Origin of the sequence: Shewanella amazonensis SB2B (genome assembly GCF_000015245.1) — a bacterium.
Classification (GTDB): domain Bacteria; phylum Pseudomonadota; class Gammaproteobacteria; order Enterobacterales; family Shewanellaceae; genus Shewanella; species Shewanella amazonensis.
This window is the reverse complement of record NC_008700.1, coordinates 3,327,050-3,347,581: the sequence shown is the minus strand read 5'-3', so window position 1 is coordinate 3,347,581 and position 20,532 is coordinate 3,327,050. Positions and strand designations below refer to the sequence as shown.

Here is a 20,532-nt window from a genome sequence, read left to right as displayed (position 1 = left end):
AGTAATTCTCACCAAAAGACTCTTTACAATGTTTACATCGACAGTGTTAGCAGGGGCTTGTACCGATAAGCCAGCTACCGAGTCTGGCTCCAGCTATGGCTGTCACGGCAGATTTGCACAATGGATGGATAGGCGGGCGAAAAAGCTAGGCAGCGACACAGGATTAAACATGCCACGTCCCGGAATTCGAGGTATCCCGGAACGTGGCAACGGAGCAGGCTAAGGCTTGGCTCAGCTAAACAGCACCTTAGTTAAATTGCACCTTAGTTAAAGTGCACCTTGATACAACCAGCACTGGCAAGCGCCGTTTGCAGGGCTTCATCTATGCTGGTACCCCGTGCCAGGGCAACCCCGAGCCGGCGTCTGCCATGGATTTCCGGCTTGGCGAAGAGGCGCAGTTGGGTATTTGGCTGCGCCAACGCCTCGGCCAGGCCAGAATAGCCAATATTGCTGGATTCCCCTTCAACCAAGATCACCGCCGAGGCGCTGGGGCCACGCTGAACGATTGTCCCCACCGGCAGCCCCAAAATGGCGCGCACATGCAGGGCGAACTCAGATAGATCCTGGCTGATGAGGGTGACCATACCGGTATCGTGTGGCCGCGGTGATACCTCAGAGAAATACACCTCATCTCCCTTGATAAAAAGCTCAACACCAAAGAGGCCAAAGCCACCCAGGTTTTGTACCACTTCACGGGCGATATGCTGCGCCCTATCCAGCGCGAGGCTGCTCATGGCCTGGGGCTGCCATGATTCACGGTAGTCGCCGTCTTCCTGGCGATGGCCTATGGGGGCGCAGAAATGAATACCATCCACCGCCGAGATGGTCAGCAGAGTGATTTCGTAGTCAAAGTCGATAAAGCCTTCGACGATAATGCGTCCCTCTCCGGCGCGGCCACCGCTTTGGGCGTAATCCCAGGCTTTTTGTACGTCGCCAGGGCTTCGGATAACGCTTTGTCCCTTGCCGGAGGAGCTCATAACGGGTTTCACCACGCAGGGAATGCCGGTGACCTTGAGGGCGGCCTGCAGTTCGGTAAGGCTGTCGCAAAACACATAGGGTGAGGTTGGCAGTGCCAGGGTTTCGGCGGCAAGGCGGCGTATGCCTTCTCTGTCCATGGTCAGGCGGGTGGCGCGGGCTGTGGGCACGACCTTGAGCCCTTCGGCTTCCAGTTCCACCAGCGTTTGAGTGGCGATGGCTTCAATTTCCGGGATGACCAGATGTGGCTTCTCACTGGCGATGAGCGCCTTGAGCGCCTCACCATCGAGCATATTGATGACATGGCTGCGATGGGCTACCTGCATGGCAGGGGCGTTCGGATAACGGTCGACGGCAATCACCTCAACGCCGAGACGCTGAAGTTCAATGGCTACTTCTTTACCAAGCTCGCCAGAGCCAAGCAACATGGCGCGAGTTGCGCCCTGGGTGTAGGGGGTGCCTATCATGGCGGTTATTCCTCGTTATTGTTTAATGTCAAAAATCATAACCCGGAACCCAGCTGCATCAGGCAATAAAGTTGGAAAATTGTGGGCAAAATCAATAGAGGAGTTGCAAAACTCTCAAGCGGCCTCACGGTTATTTTTTTCAAAACTACGCTACTATTCGTTAACAAAACTTATGAAGCAGGCTAAACGGAGGTATCTGTGTTTCTCGATTACTTTGCATTGGTAGTCTTAATTTTTGTGGTGGTAGTGATGTTTTACGGCATTATCGCCATCCACGATATCCCCTACGAAATTGCCAAAAGGCGTAACCATCCCCAGCAGGATGCGTTGCATATTGCCGGCTGGGTGAGTCTCTTTACCCTGCACGTGCTTTGGCCGTTTTTATGGATTTGGGCCACCCTTTACCGGGAAGATAGAGGGTGGGGTTTTGGCACTGTGGTCAAACGTGAGCTTGAGCTGGAAGAAAAGGTCAAAGCGCTCAGTGCTGACCTGAAGGCACTGGAGACTCGGCTGCAGTCGTTGGAGTCAGGCGGCACGCAAACGTCCGCAGTTCAATCCCGGGATGAGGAGAAATAATCATGGATTTACTGCTTATCCTGACCTACGCCGCCATCTGTGTGGTGATATTTAAAGTCTTCAAAATCCCCCTCAACAAATGGACAGTACCCACAGCGGTATTGGGCGGCATAGTGCTTTTGGGCACCTTGTTGCTGCTGATGAATTACAACCATCCCTACAGCCGCTTTGCCCGCGAGTATTTTGTAACCGTGCCCATTAATCCTTTGGTCACCGGCAAGGTGGTGGAAGTGGCCGTGATGCCCAATGTACCTATTCGTGAAGGCGAGGTGCTGTTTCGGCTGGACCCCAGACCCTTTGAGTCAGCGCTTATCCAAAAGCAGGCGGCATTGAAAGCGGCGGAGCAGGAAGTGCCTCAGCTTGAGGCCGCGTGGGAAACCGCCAGGGCCAGTGTTGAGCGTGCTCAGGCCGACAGAGACAGAAGCAAGTCTGAGTACGAGCGTTACGAAGCCGGTCGTCGCAAGGGGGGAGCCAACTCGCCTTTTACTGCCCTCGAACTGGATAACAAGCGTCAGCTCTACTTTGCTGCCGAAGCCCAGCTCACCGCCGCCAGGGCCGAGGAAATGCGGGTTCGCTATGCCTATGAGTCCAATATCGATGGGGTGAATACCAAGGTGGCCGCGGCCAGGGCCGAAGTTGCCAAGGCCGAGTTTGACCTGGAACAATCTGTGGTGCGTGCACCCACAGATGGCGTTGTCACTCACATGGCCCTGCGTCCAGGTATGGTGGTGGTACCCATGCCGCTCAGGCCGGTGATGAGCTTCATTCCCAATGAACAGCGTTATTTTGTGGGCGCGTTTTGGCAAAACTCCATGCTGAGGCTCAAGGCCGGTGACCAAGCCGAGGTGATACTGGATGCGGCTCCCGGACAGGTGTTTAAAGGCCGGGTTGCCCGGGTTCTACCCGCCATGGCCGAGGGCGAGGTGCAGGCCAACGGTCAGCTGCAATCCTCCGCCAGAATGTTCCAGCGGGGCAGGGTGTTGGTGATGATTGAGTTTGACCGCTCCGACGAGATTCAGGCTTTTCCGGCCGGGGTCGCAGGTCAGGTGGCCATCTACACAGATCACTTCTCCCATGTTGCCGTGATGCGAAAAGTGCTGCTGAGAATGCAGGGCTGGCTTAACTACCTCTTCGGCGAGGGGCACTAGGCCTTAGCCCCTGTCCAGACTCAGTAAATCCATGCATAATCCAGAGGCCCACCCCAAGGGCCTCTTTTGTTAGCCGGAAGACAAGATGCAGGATATCAAGGATTTAACAGCAGTACTCAGATCGAACACCCCCATAGTGGTGATTGAAACTTACGAAGAATATCGGGTGATAGAGTTGCTTAAACGGGTTGCCATGACCCTGTATCAGCCCCTGTTTACCTGGTCTGTTACCTCGGGGTTATCCCGGGTCGATAAAGACATGGGTTCTCAAAAGTTCAATACCGAACCTGCCGAGCTCTTGGGGCAAATTAAATCGACCCAGCAGCAGGGCATCTATGTGCTCTGTGATTTTCATCCGTTTGTGCAGGATGCACCGCGCAACGTTCGCTTGCTGAAAGAAATCGCACTCGAATACGACGCCCTGAAACACACCTTGGTGCTGGTCAGCCATGCCTTTGAAATTCCGCCTGAAATCCGTCGCTACTGCGCCCATTTCCGTCTGTCTTTGCCCAGCCGCAACCAGCTTGAAAATTTGATTGTGGAGGAAATTGACAAGGTGCGCCGTCAGGGGTTACCGCTGGTGGCCGATGAGTCTGCCATTGCCCGACTGGCTGACAATCTGCGTGGTGTTACCTTTGATGATGCCCGTCGCCTGATCCACAAGGCCATAGTGGATGATGGCGCTATCACCCATGATGATGTTGAGCGGGTCAATCAGGCCAAGTTCCGCCTGATGGACATGGATGGGGTGCTAAGGTACGAGTACGATACCAGCAGTTTTTCTGACATTGCCGGCCTGCATAACCTCAAGGAGTGGCTCAAGGCCCGGGCCCCCGAACTCTCGCCCCAAAGCAGTGCGCCGCCCCCCAAAGGCATCCTGCTGCTCGGTGTGCAGGGCAGTGGCAAGAGTCTGGCTGCCAAGGCGGTGGCCGGCGCCTGGCAGCGACCATTGCTGCGCCTCGATATGGCGGCGCTCTACAACAAATACATAGGGGAAACCGAGAAGAACCTGCGTCAGGCGCTGGAGCTGGCTGACCTGATGTCGCCCTGTGTGCTTTGGGTGGACGAAATTGAAAAAGGGATCAGTGGCAGCAGCAGTGATGAAGGCACCTCGCAGCGAATATTGGGCACCCTGCTGACCTGGATGGCGGAGCGTAAATCCGATGTGTTTTTGGTAGCCACCGCCAATGATATTCAGGCCTTGCCCCCCGAGCTGATGCGAAAAGGACGTATGGATGAGATCTTCTTTGTCGACTTACCCGACGAGGAAATCCGTAAAGCCATCTTCCTTATTCACTGTAAAAAGCGAGGCGTGGATGTAACCAGCATGGATTTGGGGCTCCTATCCCGTGCCAGTCAGGGATTCAGTGGCGCCGAAATTGAACAGGCTGTGATTTCAGCCATTTATTCCGCTGCCAGTCGCCGCCAGCCGGTCGAGCAGGCCATTATTCTGGAAGAGCTGTCCCGTACCCGGCCTTTGTCTGTTGTGATGCGGGAGAAAATCGATAGCCTCAGGGCCTGGGCAAAAGGCCGCACTATGAACGCCCATCTGGACTAGCCTGCCGGGCCAGCAGATGCTGAGTATGTGAACAGTACATGTGAAAAAGCCACACATTGGGTGGCTTTTTACGCGGCGGCAATTAAGGCTTTGAGCCTTGCCTTATTCATGCGAGCCTTGCCCTATTAATGTCATGCGGGTACCGCCAGCGGGCGTTACTTCGGCGTGGGTGGAAAGGCGGCCAATATTTTGGCTACCGTCTTTTGGGTCGCCTCGGCCTTGTCTTCACCACCGTCGCTGAACTCAAAGCTGTCGCTGCCACGCCACAGCAGGCGATCGCCACTGGCAGTCAATATATCAATCTGAATCTGCTGGTATTGTTTCTCGCCCCCTAAGGGCAGGCCAACGCTGGTGCCCACACTGACGCCCCCTGAATGGCCCCATGAGCCAGTGCCCAACCCAATGGACAAACCCGAACTTGTTGGCTTACTGCCGGTTTGAAACACCCAGGTCACTTTGAAATCCGGGGTATCGCTTTGGCTCATCCCCTTGGCCATCAGGGTTTGGGTCACCGCCATGGCGATACGTTCTGAGCTCAGGGGGTCATTGGTTTGTTCCGGGGTTTGCAAGGCAAAGTGCTTCATTGCGGCAAAGTTGGTGTTGGGGTCGTAGTCGGTTTTTGGGCCGCTCTGGCAGGCCGCAAGCACCAACAGGGTGAGTGACAGGGTAAGGGTTCTCAACATGGTTATTCTCCCGTTTTTTACCTACTGTGCGCCTTGGCGCTAGTCATGGCAAGCCTGTGTGTTGTAGATTATTTCGCCTTTTTCAGGGTTTGATGTTATACCTAGCGGACAGCGTTCAGTGTCACGAATCCATGGAACAGTTAGTCTTTTTCGAAATTCCCAGCCCCTGTATTAACGTGTGTCAGAGTGACAACCGGGGCTATTGTCTGGGCTGTTTTCGCAGTCGTGATGAACGTTTTCACTGGCAAAATCTGACCGATGCCCAAAAGACCGAAGTGATCCGCCTGTGCCGCGACCGTAAGCGTCGCCGTGCCTATGCCCTGCACAAGGCGAGGCTCGAAGCCCTGAATGCCGAGCGCGCCTCTGCCAATGGGCGTTTGGCGCTGGAAGATGAGCAGGCAAACGATAAAAATGATACCGAACTGGACTTTGGCAACTTCAGTTTGGATTGAATCTTCGGCGTTTGCTGATTGCCTCGCTTAACAATATCCACGAGTACTAACGGCGCGCCCGCATATGCAGTGTAAAGCGGGTTTTTCCCGGTTCGCTCTCAAGGCTTACCTTGCCTTTATGGCGCTGCATAATGCGCTTGATGATGGCCAATCCCAACCCGTGTCCCTTGTTGCCGTTCTGGCTGCTGCTTACCCGATAAAAGGGCTCGAAAATCTTGCCCTGATCCACCAGCGGGATCCCTTCGCCATCGTCCTCTACCGACAGGCGCCATTCATTGTCGGCCCGTACCAGTTCGATGCGAATGCGGGTATGGGCAAACCGGATGGCATTGGTGATGAGATTCTGCAGGGCGCGCTCAATCAGGGATGGGTCTGCCGGTACTTGCACGTCCTTTTCCGGCAAATGCAGTTCGATGGGCACCTGACTTAAACTTTGCAGCCGTTGCGTCACCTGGCGTGTGAGGGCACTGAGGTTACTGGTTTCAAATTTCAGCCCCTCCCTGGGAGCTTCCAGGCTGGCATAGGTCAGGAGCTCAGAGAGCAGCTGTTCCATTTCCTTGATATCCAACTGCATATCTGCAAGGAACTGGTTGAGTTTCTCATCGTCATTGTCTTTACCGCAATAACCGGGCAGCAGCGCCAGGGCAAACTTGAGCCGGGCCAGCGGGGTGCGGATTTCGTGGGATACGGCATTGGTCAGGTGCTGCTGGTTTTCAATCAGGGCGCTGATGTGGCGCGCCATCTCATTGAAGGTATCGGCCAGGCTTTTCACCTGAGAACGCTTGGTCAGGGCGATGCGGGTATCCCATTTCGCCCGGCCAAAGGCTTCGGTGGCTTCCCGCAGTATGCGGATATCCCGCGACAACGGCCACACCCACAACAGGGCAACACCGGCGAGCAATCCATAGAAAAACAGCGTAAAGAGCCCGCGCAGGTTTTCTCTGGGATCAATTTCCATGGGCCCGGCCATCAGCACCTGTTCACCCACCCGCACCAGACGCATTTCTTTATCGTCATCGAGGGCAATGGTAAACACTCTGCCGCTGCTCAGGGATTCGTTATTGGACAGGGCTACCTGGCTGGCACTCAGCAGTGACAGTGGCAGCGTCTTGTCTTCTTCGAATTTGGCGAGGTGTTTTGCCCGCTCGGCTTCGGGCATTTCAGACAACAGACTGGCCAGCGCCAGGAAGGGGGCGTCTTCTGCGGCCGAGTCGTCCACATTGTGGTACCAGAGGCTATCCAGAGTCCAGCCAATGCCCAGAATGGACAGACTCAGCAGCAGATAAAGGCTGACGAAGAGGCGTTTCACGGCTTAGCTTGCCCAGGCCTCGGGTGCAAACAGGTATCCCTGACCCCAGACGGTCTTAATCCGGAACGGGGTTTCCAGGTTGTCGTCGAGCTTTTTACGCAGGCGCGAGATGCGCACATCGATTTTACGGTCCTTGCCATCGAAATCGATATTCAGCAGGTACTGATAAATATACTGGCGACTCAGTACCTGGCCGGCCTGAGAAGCCAGCAGCCACAGGAGTTCAAACTCGTGACTGGTCAGGTCCACCTGCTGGTCGTTCAGGCGTATGGTTTGGGTGTGGGGATCTATGCTGAGCTTGCCAAAATTAAGACAATGGCTTTCCTGCTTTGGCGGCGCGCTGTGGCGACGCAAGAGGTTGTTGATACGGGCAACCAGCAGCGCCGGGTCGACCGGTTTAACCACATAGTCGTCTGCGCCAAGCTCCAGCCCCTTGATTTGATCTTCATTGGATCCCAGGGCACTCATCAGCAGGATAGGGCCGGCAAAATAGTCGGGCAGCTTTTCAATCAGGGTCAGGCCATCCATGCCGGGCAGCATGATATCCAGCAATATGATATCGGGTTTGTAGTTGAGCAGGCGGGTCAGTACTGTATCGCCGCGGCGCTCCAGCTCCACATGCATACCGTTGGCTTTCAGGTAATCCACGATAAGGTTTGCCAGACGCACATCGTCTTCAACCAGCAATACTCTGTGTGGTACTTGAGTCGTCATCAGAAAATACTCCACGGGTTACGAAAGCGGCGCCGGGTCTGTGGTTCACTCAAGGGCTTAACCTTGAGCACCGCATCGGCCAGCGGTTGGTTACTCTTCTCATCCCGCATCACAAAGTGCAGGTCCTTATCGGTACTGATATCCAGCGTCAGTGAGTCCTGGGAATCATCGCGTATGCACCAACGGGGTAAGTCGGGTAAATCTACCTCAAAACACACGGGGTTTTCGGCATACCAGGTAAGGGTTATCCGGATATCACAGCGGCCACTTTCCTTGTCGCTGAGGCAAAGGCTGGGGGTCACCTCGAAAGAATTGGACGTGTCACCGGCCTTAGCCGCAGGAAGTCCCAGCAGGCTTATCAAAGGCAGCAGTAACAGTCGACGACAGGTCTTCAACGGCATCAGAACCTATAGGCTGCGCCAATCAGGTAGGCGTAGCTGTCGTCTTCGTCCAATAGGGGGCTTTGCGCTATGGTATCGGCGAGTTGGGTGTAGCGAGCCGTCATCAGGAGTTCCCATGCAGGTGTTAGGCTGTAACGGGCTGTGAGTTCGAGCCCACGGTTCCAGCCGTTTTCTGTGCGGTAATGCTCATGCCAGTATGCACTTTCCGATGGGCGTACGCCATAGTAATAGTTAACGACTTCCTGACTCTTCCAGTCAAAGAATACCGCAAAATCAACACTTAACTCTTTATGACCCCAATGGTAGTTCCACTTGATTTGGCCTTCAGTGCCCTGATGCACGTTCAGGAGATCATGGAGCAGGGCCAGCCGTAAGGTGCCAAAACGGTTGTAGACATAGGCCTCAATACCGCCGAGGTATGTAAAGTTACGTGACTCCAGCTCGCCTATGGTATCCAGGGTCGCAAAACTGGTGATACCGCTCAGCTCTGCCTCTCTGAACCCACGGGAGGTACCGGCCAGGAAGATATTGGAAGGATCCCAGCGATAGAAAAAGGCCCTGTCACTGGAGAAGCCAGTGATCAAATTGACAGTAAAGCGCTCTTGCTCCGTCAGGGTGTAACCTATGGCGCCATTATCAAAAAACCAGCTGTCGCCATAATAGGCGATGGTGGGCAGCACATAGATGGGGATGTCTTCGTAATCTTTAAGCGGATTGGTTCTTTGGCCATAGCCAAAGGCAATGCCCAGATCCCAACTGCCTTTTTCGATGCAGTCTGTGGTGTCGTCACACTGCGCCATCACCATGGAGGGTGACAGGAGCAAGACACTGAGTAAAAAACCAAAAAAGGATGACTTCATTTGGGTGGCAATCTGGGGTTCCATTAACAAAGGTTGCAACAGATTAGCATGTAAATGTCGGTGCAGCAGTGGCCAAGGTTTCACTGTTGCAATTTGATACTTGTACTTTGCCCAATACGCAGCGCGAAAGGTCAGGCGGCATTAGTGACATTGTCGGCAAAGGGCGACCAGTTGTCGCTGCTGAGGCGTGGGAGGGTGCCCCAGAGGTAGCGCCAGCCCCACGGTACGTTTAAGATCTATGTCTGCCAGTGGCCGAAACACTATGTCCTGCTGGTCCAGCAATGCCGGAATGGCGGGCACCAAGGCAATGCCTAATCCTGCCGCAACCAATCCCACCGCATATTCTATGGTCTGAATACGGGCCCGCACCTGCATCTTTATCCCTTCCATGTCCAAAAGTTGCTGCAGGCTGGTGAGTGCCTCGCAGGGGGCTCTGTGAATAAAAGGTTGTCCCTGTAAATCTTCCAGTCGGATGCTGCTTTTCAGCGCCAGACTCAATGCCGGAGGAATGGCCAGCAAATACGTATCGTGCCACATGGCCTGAAAGCTTTCGTTGGGTGTTAAATCGGCGGTGGTAATGATGCGGCCGTCGCACTCTTCGCTCGGCTCAACCAGGGTTAAATCCATGTCAGGGCAGGCCGCGGTAAAGTCTTTGAGCAGCATACTCATGCGTGAAACCCCCAGCGAGCGGATAAGCCCCAGTCTGAATGGCACCTGGGTTTCTGGCTTGGAAAACAGCGACTGAATGGCCTTGGATTCGTTCAGGAGCCGTTTGGCCAGAGGATACAAACGCATGCCCGCATCGGTGGCCGATACCCCTTTCCCGTGCCGGGCAAAAAGCTGCACGCCCAGTTCAGACTCCAGGGCGCCAATGGCTGCCGAAATCGAGGGCTGTGCTATGTAGCAATGCTTGGCGGCGGCGCTGATACTGCCTCTTTCCAAGACTGCGACGAAGTAATTCAATGCCTTAAGGTTCATCTTTCCCTTCGCGTAAGGTATAGGAAAATACTATGGGAGTGAGAGAAAAAGAATATTTTTCCTAATGATCGATTATGCCTATGCTAGTGCAAATCACAAGTGGCGCTCTGGTCTCCCGTGTTGGCCATACAAGCCGCCTGCAAACCCGTTCAAACAATAAGACTCAATGAAAGGACTACCCTATGGCCCGTGTGCAATTTGACTGGCAAGACCCACTGAATTTCAACTCTCTGCTGACCGAAGAAGAGCGGATGATCCGCGATATGGTGCACGAGTATGCTCAGGATAAATTGATGGCGCGGGTGCTGATGGCGAACCGTGACGAACATTTCGACCGTGAAATTATGAACGAGCTGGGTGAACTGGGACTGCTTGGCGCTACCTTGCCGGAAGAATACGGCTGCGCCAATGCCAACTATGTAAGTTATGGTCTGGTGGCCCGTGAAATTGAGCGGGTCGACAGTGGTTATCGTTCCGCCATGAGCGTGCAGTCATCCCTGGTAATGCACCCCATCTACACCTATGGCACTGAAGCCCAGCGTCGTAAATATCTGCCTAAGCTTGCCACCGGTGAGTGGGTGGGCTGCTTTGGTCTGACCGAGCCGGATGTGGGCTCAGACCCTGCCGGCATGAAAACCCGCGCAGAGCGTATCGACGGCGGTTATCGCATTACCGGCGCGAAGATGTGGATCACCAACTCACCCATTGCCGATGTGTTTGTGGTGTGGGCCAAGCTTGATGGTGCCATCCGCGGCTTCGTGCTTGAGAAGGGCATGAAGGGCCTGTCGGCGCCCAAGATTGAGGGTAAATTCTCCCTGCGCGCCTCCATTACCGGCGAAATCGTGATGGACAATGTGGAAGTGGGTGAAGATGCGCTGCTGCCCAATGTGGAAGGTCTAAAAGGCCCCTTTGGTTGCCTGAACAAGGCGCGCTATGGCATCGCCTGGGGCGCCCTGGGGGCTGCCGAATTCTGTTGGCATGCGGCCCGTCAGTATGGCCTCGATCGTATTCAGTTCAACCGACCGCTCGCGGCCAATCAGCTGTATCAGAAGAAACTGGCCGATATGCAAACCGAGATCACCACGGGTCTCTTTGCCTGCCTGCAGGCCGGGCGCCTGATGGACGTCGACGCCCTGCCGGTGGAAGCCATCTCCCTGATTAAACGCAATTCCTGCGGCAAAGCCCTGGACATTGCCCGCATCGCCCGCGATATGCACGGCGGTAATGGTATCAGCGACGAATTCCATGTAATACGCCATGTGATGAACCTCGAAGCGGTGAACACTTACGAGGGGACCCACGACATCCATGCCCTGATCCTGGGTCGTGCCCAGACTGATCTGCAGGCATTTTGCTGATGGGAAAGCGGGGGCCGGGTGCCCCCGCTTTTGACTCGTTCACCCAGTGAGGGATAAGCATGGAAGACAGGGCTATTGCCGTTGAACGGCAGTTTATTGAGGCGCTGGAAACCGGCTCGGTCGGTGCCTTTATCGATAATACCCAGGGCTGGGACCATCGCCGTCTCGGGCTCAGTGATGCCGAGTTTGTGGGGATTTTCGAGTCCCAGCTAAAGAGTCGTTTGCTTGATTTGGAGTCGCGCCGTATGAGGGCGCGCAACGAAGGCTTTTATACCATTGGCTCCTCGGGCCATGAGGGCAATGCGGCCATTGCCGCAGTGCTCAACACCACCGATATGGCGCTGCTGCATTACCGCAGCGGCGCCTTTATGGTGGAGCGCAGCCGCCATGAGGCGAGTGAGACCGTGCTGTGGGACATGATGCTCTCCTTCGCGGCTTCCAGCGAAGACCCCATCTCCGGCGGCCGCCATAAGGTGCTTGGCAGCAAGTCACTCAATATTCCGCCGCAAACCTCCACTATTGCTTCCCATCTGCCCAAGGCGGTTGGGGTCGCCCTGAGTATTCCGCTTACCGAGCGCTTGGGTGTTGACGGGGTTTTACCCCCTGATGCCATCGCCATGTGTAACTTCGGTGATGCCTCGGCCAACCATGCCAGTGCCCAGACCGCTATTAACGCGGCCTGCTGGGCGGCATTTCAGAATATTCCCATGCCGCTGATGTTTGTCTGTGAAGACAACGGCATAGGCATTTCTACCCCCACCCCCAAGGGCTGGATTGGGGCCAATTTCAGCCAAAGACCCGGGCTTAAGTATTTTTGCTGTGATGGGCTGGATTTGCTCGACACCTACAAGGTGGCCAAAGAGGCGGCCCACTGGTGTCGCAGCCATCGCCAGCCGGTGTTTTTGCATGTGCGTACCGTGCGCCTGATGGGCCATGCCGGCAGCGATGCCGAGATTGCCTATCTGCCCAAGGCGAAAATTCTTGAAAACGAAGCCCTGGACCCCTTGCTTCGCAGCGCCGCCATGCTGATAGAGGCGGGCGTACTGAGTGCCGAGCAGATCCTGGCAATGTATCAGGAGCTCAAAGACCGGATTGCTGCCATTGCCAGAGTGGCGGCTACCCGTCCGAAGCTGACAACGGCAAAAGATGCCATGGCGAGCGTGGTGCCGCCCAAACTCGCCAATCCCCGCGCGGTAAAAACGCTGGATGAAGAAGCTTTTGCGAGTCTTTTTGCCGCCGACAAGCAGTCCCTCGGCAAACCTGTGCATATGGGAAAGCTCATTAACCTGACCCTTACTGAGCTCATGGCGAGCCACGATAATGTGGTTGTCTGTGGTGAGGACGTGGGCAAAAAGGGCGGCGTGTATCATGTTACTTCGCGGCTGGTGGAGCGCTTTGGCCCCAGCAGGGTCATCAATACCCTGCTGGATGAAACCTCCATTTTGGGCCTCGCCACCGGTATGGCCCATAACGGATTGCTGCCCATTCCCGAAATCCAGTTTCTGGCCTATGTGCATAACGCCGAAGACCAAATTCGCGGCGAGGCGGCTACCTTGCCGTTTTTCTCCAACGGTCAGTACACCAACCCCATGGTTATTCGCATCGCGGGTTTGGCGTACCAGAAGGGCTTCGGTGGCCACTTCCATAACGACAACTCCTTTACCGTGTTTCGCGATATTCCAGGGCTTATCCTCGCCTGTCCATCCAATGGCGCCGATGCCCAGGGGATGCTGAGGGAGTGCGTGCGTCTTGCCCGTGAGGAGCAGCGGCTGGTGATTTTCCTTGAGCCCATCGCGCTCTACATGACCCGCGACCTGCATGAGCCAGGCGACAGCCTGTGGGCGGCACAATATGTGCCCGAGCGTGAAGCAACCCCATTGCCTTTCGGTGAGCCCGGCCGCTTCGGTGAAGGTAAGGATTTGTGCATTATCAGCTACGGCAATGGTTACTACTTGAGTCGTCAGGCCGAAAAGGCGCTGGCGGAGGCTGGTATTGACTGCACCCTGGTGGACTTGCGGTATCTTGCGCCGCTCAACGAGGCTGCCATTTGTGATATCGCCGCCAACTGCCGCCATGTGCTGGTGGTGGATGAGTGTCGCCGCTCAGGCTCTGTGTCTGAAGCCATAGTGACGGCGCTGCATGAACGTCTGGGCAGCGCCTGCCCGAAACTTGCCCGCCTTAACGCCGAAGACTGTTTTATTCCGCTGGCCGATGCCGCCACCTTGCCGCTGCCGGGTAAAGACAGCATAGTGGCTGCTGCCCTCAAGCTGGTGCAGGGCTCGGATGCTGGCACAGGCAAGGGCACTGACACAGGCATAGTGATTGGACTGGAGGCATCGGCATGAACACAAGTGCAACCAAAGAAAGAGTATTGGTGATAGCCCCGGGCCGCGGTTGTTATAACAAAGAGGAACTGGGCTACCTTAAGCGTCTTCATGGCGATAAGGTCGACTTTATCGCCGGTATCGATGCCTTTCGCCGTCACGAGGGACAAAAATCCATTGCTGAGCTGGATGCCATGGACAAGTACTCCTTCAAACTGCATACCCCCGGTGAAAATGCCTCGGCACTGATTTACGCCTGCGCCATGGCCGACTTTATGGATATAGACCGCGACCGCTTTGAGATAGTGGCGGTGACCGGGAACTCCATGGGCTGGTACATTGCCCTTGCCTGCGCCGGTGCGCTGGATGAAGAGGGAGCTATCGGGGTGATTAACACCATGGGTTCCATGATGCAGGATGGCCTGATTGGTGGGCAGATGATATATCCCGAGATGGATGATAACTGGCATCCGAGTCCCGTCAGGACGCAAATGCTGGATAAGCTGCTGGCCGAAGCTGAGGCCACTGAAGGCTGTGCGCTGTACACCTCGATTCACCTCGGTGGATTCCGGGTGCTGGCGGGTAACGAAGCGGGGCTCAAACTGGCCGAAGAGCGATTGCCAAAAATCGATGAGCGTTATCCCATGCGGCTCTATAACCACGGCGCCTTTCACTCGCCGCTGTTAACCGAGGTATCGGCCAAGGGCAAAAGTCTGTTGCCAAAGAGCTTCTTTAAAGCGCCCAATGTCCCTTTGGTGGACGGCCGCGGCGCCATCTGGACCCAATACAGCACAGACACTGAAAAGCTGTGGGAATACACCCTGGGGCATCAGGTTACCGAGCCCTATGATTTCACCCGCGCGGTGCAGGTAGCGGTGAAAGAATTTGCACCCGACAGAGTGATGATACTGGGGCCGGGCACCACCCTTGGCGGCGCTGTGGCCCAGAGTCTCATTGGATGCCATTGGTTTGGCTGGCAGCAAAAAAAGGATTTCAGTGAGGGGCAAAAAGTCGATACCCGACTTATCGCTATGGGGATGGACGCCCAGCGGCCATTGGCACTGAAGCCCGGCAGTCAATAATCACGACCTTGAGAAACACAAAACGGCCCAAGGGCCGTTTTGTATTTTCGACTTCAGACTGGTTCAGTCGAGATCTTGTTGCACCACCGCCAAATAGCCCATCTCGAACAACTGGTCGTTTACGCAAGTCAGCAAATAGCCTTCCTGCTCTTCGAGTGGGATTTCCTGCTCTGTGATGAGCTCCAGACAGACTTCTTTGATTTGTTTGACATCTTCACTGGGGGCCGGAGGAAGGTCGAGAGTAGGTTCTTCTTCGGCGGGTACGGCAAAGCTAACCACAAGCGCCATTGCCAGGGCGACTTTGGTGAGGATAGCTGAGGGGGTGCGCATTTTGGGTTCCTTCAAGGGGTTAGAACAACCGGGACCAAGGTGCCGCTCGGCATCCTTACAATGCCCCGGAGGCGGCGCTATTGTGACAGTAAGTTTAGCCTTTGGGAATCGCGAGATTTTAGTGGTGTCGGAAAGATTTTTTTTCCTTGATGCTGCAACGCTTTCCCTTGTGATGTGTTCACCTGAGATGGCATAGTAATCTCTTTAACTTACATGGGATTAGAAGTAATGAGTGCGCAATCGCCCAGCATCTACCGAACGACAGATGGCCGAATTCAGGTGCGCCACAGCGACGCCAACGACATTGGCGCCATTCGCGCCATTTACAGTCAGCCCAGTTGTTTTGCCAATACGCTGCAGCATCCCTTTCCATCACTGGAGAAATGGCAGCGTCGTTTGGGAGATTTACCGGACAATTGCTACAGCCTGGTGGCTGAAATCGATGGTGAGATAGTCGGGCAGGCCGGCATGGAGGTTTTCGCTAATCCAAGGCGAAAACATGTCGCCAATCTGGGTATGGCCGTGAGTGAAGATTATCAGGGCATAGGTGTGGGCTCGGCGCTGCTGGCTGCCATGATGGAGCTGGCCCACAACTGGCTGGCAGTCAGGCGCATCGAGCTTGAGGTCTACACAGACAACCACGCCGCCATCAAACTCTACAAGCGCCACGGCTTTGTAATTGAAGGTGAGGCCATTGGCTACGCGTTTCGGGGCGGCGAATACGTGGACGCCTTTTTGATGGCCAGTTGCCGCGACTTCGGCTGATGTCGGTGATCAAACTGGCGTTTAAAAAGACCTCGAGGCGCGGGTTAGTGCTGCGCCAGCGCCGCGTCATCGCTGCGGTGAAACTTGGTCAGGAAAGCCTGAGCGTCGGACGATAGTCCAGAGGCAGACAAATACTGGCGGGCGCGGCCCCGCTGCAATAAAAAGCCCCGAGCGGTAGGGGTAATTGCATCCAGGCTGTCCCATGCCAGCTCACGCTTTTGCCCCAGTGATTCAGTTATCAGCAGGGTGTCGGTAACAGTCAGGGTGACTTCATTACCGGCGGCGCGGCTCATGAGTTGTCGCCAAAGCCACCAGGTGCGCTGATATCGCACACTCAAAAATTCCAGTACCGTTAACCCGAGGAAAAACCACCCAAGGTAGGATGGCAGCGGGCTCGCCAGCAGGGCAAAGGTCATCAGACCAAACCCAAGGGTTTTGATATGGCGTTTGGGGCCCGTCAATGGAGTGACTGATTCATCGAAACACTCTTCAAAATGGGCGCGATTCAGGATAAAACTGTGCTGGTGGTATAAACTTGTCGGCATTGCGATGCTCAAGAGTTTGGTGGCTTGGGATATGTTCCCAAAGCAGGCTTAAATTCAGGTGAAACCGGAGACAGCGCCCATGGCATTGATACCGAAAAATTATGTTCCAGTGGGTTCCACCCGGATATTCGGCGGTAATGATATACCTGAAATGCTGTTGTCGCAGCATCGTACCCGAAATGGCTTTTACAGCCAGATTGAGGTCATTGAAGGTGAGCTCTTATGGCAAGGTTTTGGCGACACAGATGGCAAGCCCGGTATTGAGGTGCACCTGCGCGCCAACGACAGGGCCATGACCCACCCCGGCAAGTGTTACAGCGTGAAGCTGCTCAGCGATGAGACCCGTTTCAGACTCAATGTGTTTGCCCATCAAAGCCTGCAGGAAAGCAATGTCGATGTCAGCAGCACAGTGGGGCTCTTTCTCGAACCCCTTGCTCCGGACCTGACGCCTGTGGCTAAACAGACTGAGGATACTGATTGCGAACTTCAGGCAGATCGCTGAGGTATTCCACAAACTCCACTTCCATGCCATCGGGGTCGATAAAGTACACATTGCGTCGGCCCGAATCTGGGGCACCGTCTTTGGCAATGGCAAAACCGGCGGCGTCGAGGCGGGCAATCAGGGCATCGAGCGACGATACCACAAAGGCAAAGTGGGCCAGTCCCGGCTGATGACCGGTGAGATCCCGGCTCTCCCCCTCTCCGTCATTATTTAATGCAATGTATTGATAATCATCGCCAAAGTGCAGCCATTGGCGCGGTTTGCCATACCAGCTTCCATCCCCACCGCCCCGAATCTGCCAATGGGGAAAGGCGGCTTTGTAAAAGTTCAGGCTCTTTTCCAGGTCATGCACGACCAGATTAATGTGTTCCAGATGTACCATGATTGCGTTCCTTGTCGTTATTGCGTGCGAATATTTGATTTCAGTATTTACGTTTTTCCACCCGCCAGGGGGGATTCAGGCGATTTTCGGCGGCATAAAACAACTTGATGGTATTGCCGCTGGGGTCGGTCAGTTCAGCCTCACGCCACAGCCAGGGTTTATCTTCCGGCTCTCCTTTAAAAGAGAGGCCTCGGGATTTCAGTTCTGCCACCCACTCGTCCAGTCGCTCACTCTCAAAGTAGAGACAGTGGCCCGGTGAGGGCGGCTCCTTGCGCAGGTGCAGGGAAAAACTCTCGTCACCCTCAGGCAGGGCGAAGCGGGCATAGTGCGGCGTATCCACTATCTGTATCGCGCCCAGTGTCAGATAAAATTCCACGGCGGCCGCCATATCGGTCACGCTCAGGGTGATTTGATTCAGTCTCATCTTGCCTCCTGTGTCAGTGCGGTGTGGTTACATGCCGTATCGAAACGGATCCCGGTACTGACGCATTGGCAACAGCAGCTCAGTGTAGTGGCCAAGCAGGGCCACAGACTCGGCAATCCGCTCGCGTATGGCCTTATCCCGGCTGCTTTGCTCGCCTTCTGCCACCGGGTGGAGTACCTCTTCCACATTCCGTACTATCAGGTTGGCGGGAATAAACACCATCTTGTTGTTTTTATTGCCACTTACCATGAGTTCACTCAGTGGGAACACCCCATTGACGCTGGATGAAACCGACACGAGAAGCGCGGGTTTATGGCCGGACACGGGTACGCTGGCATTCATCAACAGTTGCTTCAGCACTGGCGTTGCCATGCCGCTCCACTCGGGGGTGATGAGCACATAAGCATCGCTGGCGCTGAGCTTGGCCTCGATGATGGCCCAGTCTTCGCCCTTGCTCTCGTGGCTGTCGCCATCCCAGAAAGGCAGGGCGTAATCAGCCAGATCTATCACTTCTACGTCGCTGAAGCTGTGGCTTTGCGCCTTGATGAATTCGGCTACCCTGCCGCTTTGTGAACCCCGGCGCTGACTGCCGTTGATGATGCTGAGTTTCATGGTGGCTTTCCTTATTAGTAAAGTTTTTTGTTTCTAAATTAATTTGTAAGGTAAATACTTTACTTAATTATGTAAAGCTAAAAATAAACAAAAAAGTTTACTTAATACTTTTGTTATCCATAATAGAGCCCAGAACAGCCGTAACTGTGTATTGGATGAAACCATGAAAACCTGCCAAAAAATCCTCGATTTGCTGAAACAGCAGGGGCCTATGACCGCCGCTGGTCTGGCCGAATCGCTGGGGCTGACCTCCATGGGAGTCAGGCAGCATCTGCAGGCCATGGAAGCCGAAGGCAATCTCGCCTATGAAGATATCAGCGAGGGCCGCGGCCGCCCGGCACGTTACTGGACCCTGACCGACGCTGCGCAAAAACACTTTGGCGATCGCCACAGCGAACTGACATTAAGGCTGATTGATTCGGTTAAGGTGATTTTTGGCGATGTGGGTATGGATGCCCTGATAAGTCACCGGGAAGCGGCCTCAGAGCAGGCGTATCTTGAGCGTATGGCGGGCGAGACCACCCTTGCCGGGCGCATAGCACAGCTTGCGGCCATTCGCAGCGAAGAAGGCTATATGGCGACCGTGGCAAACGAAGGCGATGTCTGGTGGCTGTACGAGAATCACTGCCCCATTTGCGCGGCAGCAACCAGCTGCCAGAGCTTTTGCCGCTCGGAGCTTATGTTGTTTCGCCGCTTGCTGGGGGAAGGCATTACTGTGGAGCGCAGCGAACACATTATTGAAGGGGCGCGCCGCTGCGCCTATCGCATCACTGCGGCCATGGCCGATTAAGGCGCAGAACTATGATTTCCCCCCGGGGCAGACTCGATAGTTTTTTGGCCAAAACCCTCAATATCCCCAAAAAAGCGGTGCGCGAACTGCTTAAAGCCGAGCGGGTGACTGTGGATGGCAAGGTAGCGCTGGAGATGGCGCTGCAAATCGGCCCGTTCAGTCAGATTTACCTCGGCGATACCGCCCTTCGCGCCGACACACCGCGCTACCTGATGCTCAATAAACCCGTGGGCGTGGTATCGGCTACCAAAGACAAAGAGCACAAAACCGTGCTCGACCTGATCCCCGAGGCGCTCAGAGCCGGACTGCACATAGTCGGCAGGCTGGATTTGAATACCTCGGGACTGGTGCTTTTATCCAACGACAGCCGCTGGTCTGAATCCATGATGCAGCCCGGTGCCCATGTGCCCAAGGAATATTGGGTGACCCTGGAACATCCGCTGACCGAGGACTATATCGCCGCTTTTGAGCGCGGCTTTTACTTTGAGACTGAAGGCATCACCACCCTGCCTGCCAGGCTTGCCATCCTCGGTGAGCGTGAGGCGAGGGTGGAGCTGTGCGAAGGCAAGTACCACCAAATCAAGCGTATGTTTGGCCGCTTTCAAAACCCGGTTGTTGCACTGCACCGGCACCGAATCGGCGCCCTGATGCTGGATCCCGGGCTCGCCCCCGGGCAGTGGCGACCACTCACCGACGATGAAAAGCTGGCTTGCCTGAAGGGCGCCAAGCCGCCAAACGACTTCAGGCCGATCGCCGAGAACCCATAAAAAAGACTGAAATTTCAGTCTTTTTTTACGCCCGGATAAGGGGGATTGGCTCAGGTCCTGGCCGGTTTAAGGGAGATCCACAGCTTGATGTGGCCTTTGACCACCACCACGCCGTCTTTGTCGTAGGCGGTTACCGGCACCAATAAATCGCCTTCCTGCCAGTCTTCTGGTTTAACCTCTGCCACACAGCGGATATCGCTGCCGGCCTTGGAGGTGTAATCCAGGCTCATGCCTTTGGGGATCCAGCGCAGATGTGGCGGAATTGAGGCTTCGGCCATCACGCCCATGGCCATCTCCAGGCCGTTACAGATGGCAATCACGTGCACTGTCTTGATGTGGTTATGCACGGCGCTGCGCTTTTTGATAAAGCATTCGCAGTAGTTGGGCCTAAGCTCGGTAATCAGAGGCTTGATGGTGCCAAAGTAGGGCGCCATACGGGCCACCATTTTGGAAAAAATCACTCTGCCAAAGGGATAGGGAATGAGCTTCTGGTAAAGGGCCATTACCTTGTTGGGTTTGCCTGCCATGGT

24 protein-coding genes are annotated in these 20,532 nt (G+C 55.1%); 11 read left to right on the top strand and 13 right to left on the bottom strand.

All coding sequences use genetic code 11. The features are described from left to right. Window positions 1-263: 263 nt before the first annotated feature. Window positions 264-1,442, bottom strand: a complete 1,179-nt coding sequence (gene purT, locus SAMA_RS14670) for a formate-dependent phosphoribosylglycinamide formyltransferase (protein ID WP_011760915.1) — start codon at window positions 1,440-1,442, stop codon at window positions 264-266. 198 nt (window positions 1,443-1,640) lie between these two features. Between purT and SAMA_RS14665 the strand changes: the two genes are divergently transcribed. The 3 genes from SAMA_RS14665 to SAMA_RS14655 all read left to right on the top strand — a co-directional run bounded on the left by SAMA_RS14665 (window position 1,641) and on the right by SAMA_RS14655 (window position 4,724). Then, the gene (locus SAMA_RS14665) at window positions 1,641-2,018 is read left to right on the top strand and encodes a DUF3302 domain-containing protein (RefSeq protein WP_011760914.1); all 378 of its coding nucleotides are present in this window, start codon (window positions 1,641-1,643) and stop codon (window positions 2,016-2,018) included. A 2-nt stretch (window positions 2,019-2,020) separates the two neighbouring features. Beyond that, window positions 2,021-3,166, top strand: coding sequence for an HlyD family secretion protein (locus tag SAMA_RS14660; protein WP_011760913.1), 1,146 nt, complete (start codon window positions 2,021-2,023; stop codon window positions 3,164-3,166). 85 nt (window positions 3,167-3,251) lie between these two features. Further along, window positions 3,252-4,724 (top strand): AAA family ATPase, encoded by a 1,473-nt coding sequence (locus SAMA_RS14655; protein ID WP_011760912.1) that lies wholly within the window; start codon window positions 3,252-3,254, stop codon window positions 4,722-4,724. A 155-nt stretch (window positions 4,725-4,879) separates the two neighbouring features. On the opposite strand, the gene SAMA_RS14650 is transcribed toward SAMA_RS14655, so the two are convergent. Further along, window positions 4,880-5,407, bottom strand: a complete 528-nt coding sequence (locus tag SAMA_RS14650; RefSeq protein WP_011760911.1) for a DUF4136 domain-containing protein — start codon at window positions 5,405-5,407, stop codon at window positions 4,880-4,882. Window positions 5,408-5,538: 131 nt separating this feature from the next. On the opposite strand from SAMA_RS14650, the gene SAMA_RS14645 reads away from it, so the two are divergent. After that, complete coding sequence (locus SAMA_RS14645) at window positions 5,539-5,859, top strand: DUF1289 domain-containing protein (protein WP_041409888.1); 321 nt, start codon at window positions 5,539-5,541, stop codon at window positions 5,857-5,859. 46 nt (window positions 5,860-5,905) lie between these two features. Here SAMA_RS14645 and SAMA_RS14640 read toward each other — a convergent pair whose 3' ends face one another. From SAMA_RS14640 to SAMA_RS14620, 5 genes are all read right to left on the bottom strand, one after another. Then, a complete protein-coding gene (locus SAMA_RS14640; protein ID WP_011760909.1) occupies window positions 5,906-7,168 on the bottom strand; it encodes a sensor histidine kinase in 1,263 nt (420 codons plus the stop codon). A gap of 3 nt (window positions 7,169-7,171) precedes the next feature. Further along, window positions 7,172-7,882 carry a winged helix-turn-helix domain-containing protein gene (locus SAMA_RS14635; RefSeq protein WP_011760908.1) on the bottom strand — a complete coding sequence of 237 codons (711 nt, stop codon included), beginning with the start codon at window positions 7,880-7,882 and terminating at the stop codon, window positions 7,172-7,174. After that, entirely contained in the window at window positions 7,882-8,283 is a 402-nt protein-coding gene (locus tag SAMA_RS14630; protein WP_011760907.1) for a DUF3019 domain-containing protein, read from the bottom strand. Before SAMA_RS14630 ends, SAMA_RS14635 begins: the two co-directional genes overlap by 1 nt. Continuing rightward, window positions 8,283-9,143 carry a MipA/OmpV family protein gene (locus tag SAMA_RS14625; protein ID WP_041410515.1) on the bottom strand — a complete coding sequence of 287 codons (861 nt, stop codon included), beginning with the start codon at window positions 9,141-9,143 and terminating at the stop codon, window positions 8,283-8,285. The genes SAMA_RS14630 and SAMA_RS14625 overlap by 1 nt, the downstream gene beginning before the upstream one ends. A 141-nt stretch (window positions 9,144-9,284) precedes the next feature. Continuing rightward, the gene (locus SAMA_RS14620; RefSeq protein ID WP_011760905.1) at window positions 9,285-10,121 is read right to left on the bottom strand and encodes a LysR family transcriptional regulator; all 837 of its coding nucleotides are present in this window, start codon (window positions 10,119-10,121) and stop codon (window positions 9,285-9,287) included. Window positions 10,122-10,303: 182 nt separating this feature from the next. Between SAMA_RS14620 and SAMA_RS14615 the strand changes: the two genes are divergently transcribed. The 3 genes from SAMA_RS14615 to SAMA_RS14605 are packed head-to-tail and all read left to right on the top strand — an operon-like array spanning window position 10,304 to window position 14,885. Next, entirely contained in the window at window positions 10,304-11,479 is a 1,176-nt protein-coding gene (locus SAMA_RS14615) for an acyl-CoA dehydrogenase (protein ID WP_011760904.1), read from the top strand. Window positions 11,480-11,538: 59 nt separating this feature from the next. Further along, a complete protein-coding gene (locus SAMA_RS14610; RefSeq protein WP_011760903.1) occupies window positions 11,539-13,824 on the top strand; it encodes a dehydrogenase E1 component subunit alpha/beta in 2,286 nt (761 codons plus the stop codon). Next, window positions 13,821-14,885, top strand: a complete 1,065-nt coding sequence (locus SAMA_RS14605; protein ID WP_011760902.1) for an ACP S-malonyltransferase — start codon at window positions 13,821-13,823, stop codon at window positions 14,883-14,885. The genes SAMA_RS14610 and SAMA_RS14605 overlap by 4 nt, the downstream gene beginning before the upstream one ends. Window positions 14,886-14,948: 63 nt before the next feature. Here the strand turns inward: SAMA_RS14605 and SAMA_RS14600 are convergent, their stop codons facing one another. Further along, complete coding sequence (locus tag SAMA_RS14600; protein WP_011760901.1) at window positions 14,949-15,215, bottom strand: hypothetical protein; 267 nt, start codon at window positions 15,213-15,215, stop codon at window positions 14,949-14,951. 228 nt (window positions 15,216-15,443) lie between these two features. Here SAMA_RS14600 and SAMA_RS14595 point away from each other — a divergent pair, with 228 nt between their 5' ends. Beyond that, a complete protein-coding gene (locus SAMA_RS14595) occupies window positions 15,444-15,980 on the top strand; it encodes a GNAT family N-acetyltransferase (RefSeq protein WP_011760900.1) in 537 nt (178 codons plus the stop codon). A 44-nt stretch (window positions 15,981-16,024) separates the two neighbouring features. Here SAMA_RS14595 and SAMA_RS14590 read toward each other — a convergent pair whose 3' ends face one another. Further along, window positions 16,025-16,525, bottom strand: a complete 501-nt coding sequence (locus tag SAMA_RS14590) for a hypothetical protein (RefSeq protein WP_011760899.1) — start codon at window positions 16,523-16,525, stop codon at window positions 16,025-16,027. A gap of 79 nt (window positions 16,526-16,604) precedes the next feature. Here SAMA_RS14590 and SAMA_RS14585 point away from each other — a divergent pair, with 79 nt between their 5' ends. Next, window positions 16,605-17,027, top strand: coding sequence for a DUF1971 domain-containing protein (locus SAMA_RS14585; protein ID WP_011760898.1), 423 nt, complete (start codon window positions 16,605-16,607; stop codon window positions 17,025-17,027). Here SAMA_RS14585 and SAMA_RS14580 read toward each other — a convergent pair. The 3 genes from SAMA_RS14580 to SAMA_RS14570 are packed head-to-tail and all read right to left on the bottom strand — an operon-like array spanning window position 16,981 to window position 18,445. Beyond that, on the bottom strand, window positions 16,981-17,409 hold the full coding sequence (locus SAMA_RS14580; protein ID WP_011760897.1) for a VOC family protein: 429 nt from the start codon (window positions 17,407-17,409) through the stop codon (window positions 16,981-16,983). The genes SAMA_RS14585 and SAMA_RS14580 overlap by 47 nt on opposite strands. 40 nt (window positions 17,410-17,449) lie before the next feature. Next, window positions 17,450-17,833, bottom strand: a complete 384-nt coding sequence (locus SAMA_RS14575) for a VOC family protein (RefSeq protein ID WP_011760896.1) — start codon at window positions 17,831-17,833, stop codon at window positions 17,450-17,452. 27 nt (window positions 17,834-17,860) lie between these two features. Beyond that, window positions 17,861-18,445 carry an NADPH-dependent FMN reductase gene (locus SAMA_RS14570; protein WP_011760895.1) on the bottom strand — a complete coding sequence of 195 codons (585 nt, stop codon included), beginning with the start codon at window positions 18,443-18,445 and terminating at the stop codon, window positions 17,861-17,863. Between the two features lie 163 nt (window positions 18,446-18,608). Here SAMA_RS14570 and SAMA_RS14565 point away from each other — a divergent pair, with 163 nt between their 5' ends. Both SAMA_RS14565 and SAMA_RS14560 read left to right on the top strand, forming a co-directional pair. Further along, window positions 18,609-19,235: a helix-turn-helix transcriptional regulator gene (locus SAMA_RS14565; protein WP_011760894.1), complete on the top strand. Its 627-nt coding sequence runs from the start codon at window positions 18,609-18,611 to the stop codon at window positions 19,233-19,235. An 11-nt stretch (window positions 19,236-19,246) separates the two neighbouring features. Further along, the gene (locus SAMA_RS14560; RefSeq protein WP_011760893.1) at window positions 19,247-20,002 is read left to right on the top strand and encodes a pseudouridine synthase; all 756 of its coding nucleotides are present in this window, start codon (window positions 19,247-19,249) and stop codon (window positions 20,000-20,002) included. Window positions 20,003-20,052: 50 nt separating this feature from the next. On the opposite strand, the gene SAMA_RS14555 is transcribed toward SAMA_RS14560, so the two are convergent. Beyond that, window positions 20,053-20,529, bottom strand: coding sequence for a hotdog fold domain-containing protein (locus SAMA_RS14555; RefSeq protein WP_011760892.1), 477 nt, complete (start codon window positions 20,527-20,529; stop codon window positions 20,053-20,055). Between the last annotated feature and the right edge of the window lie 3 nt (window positions 20,530-20,532).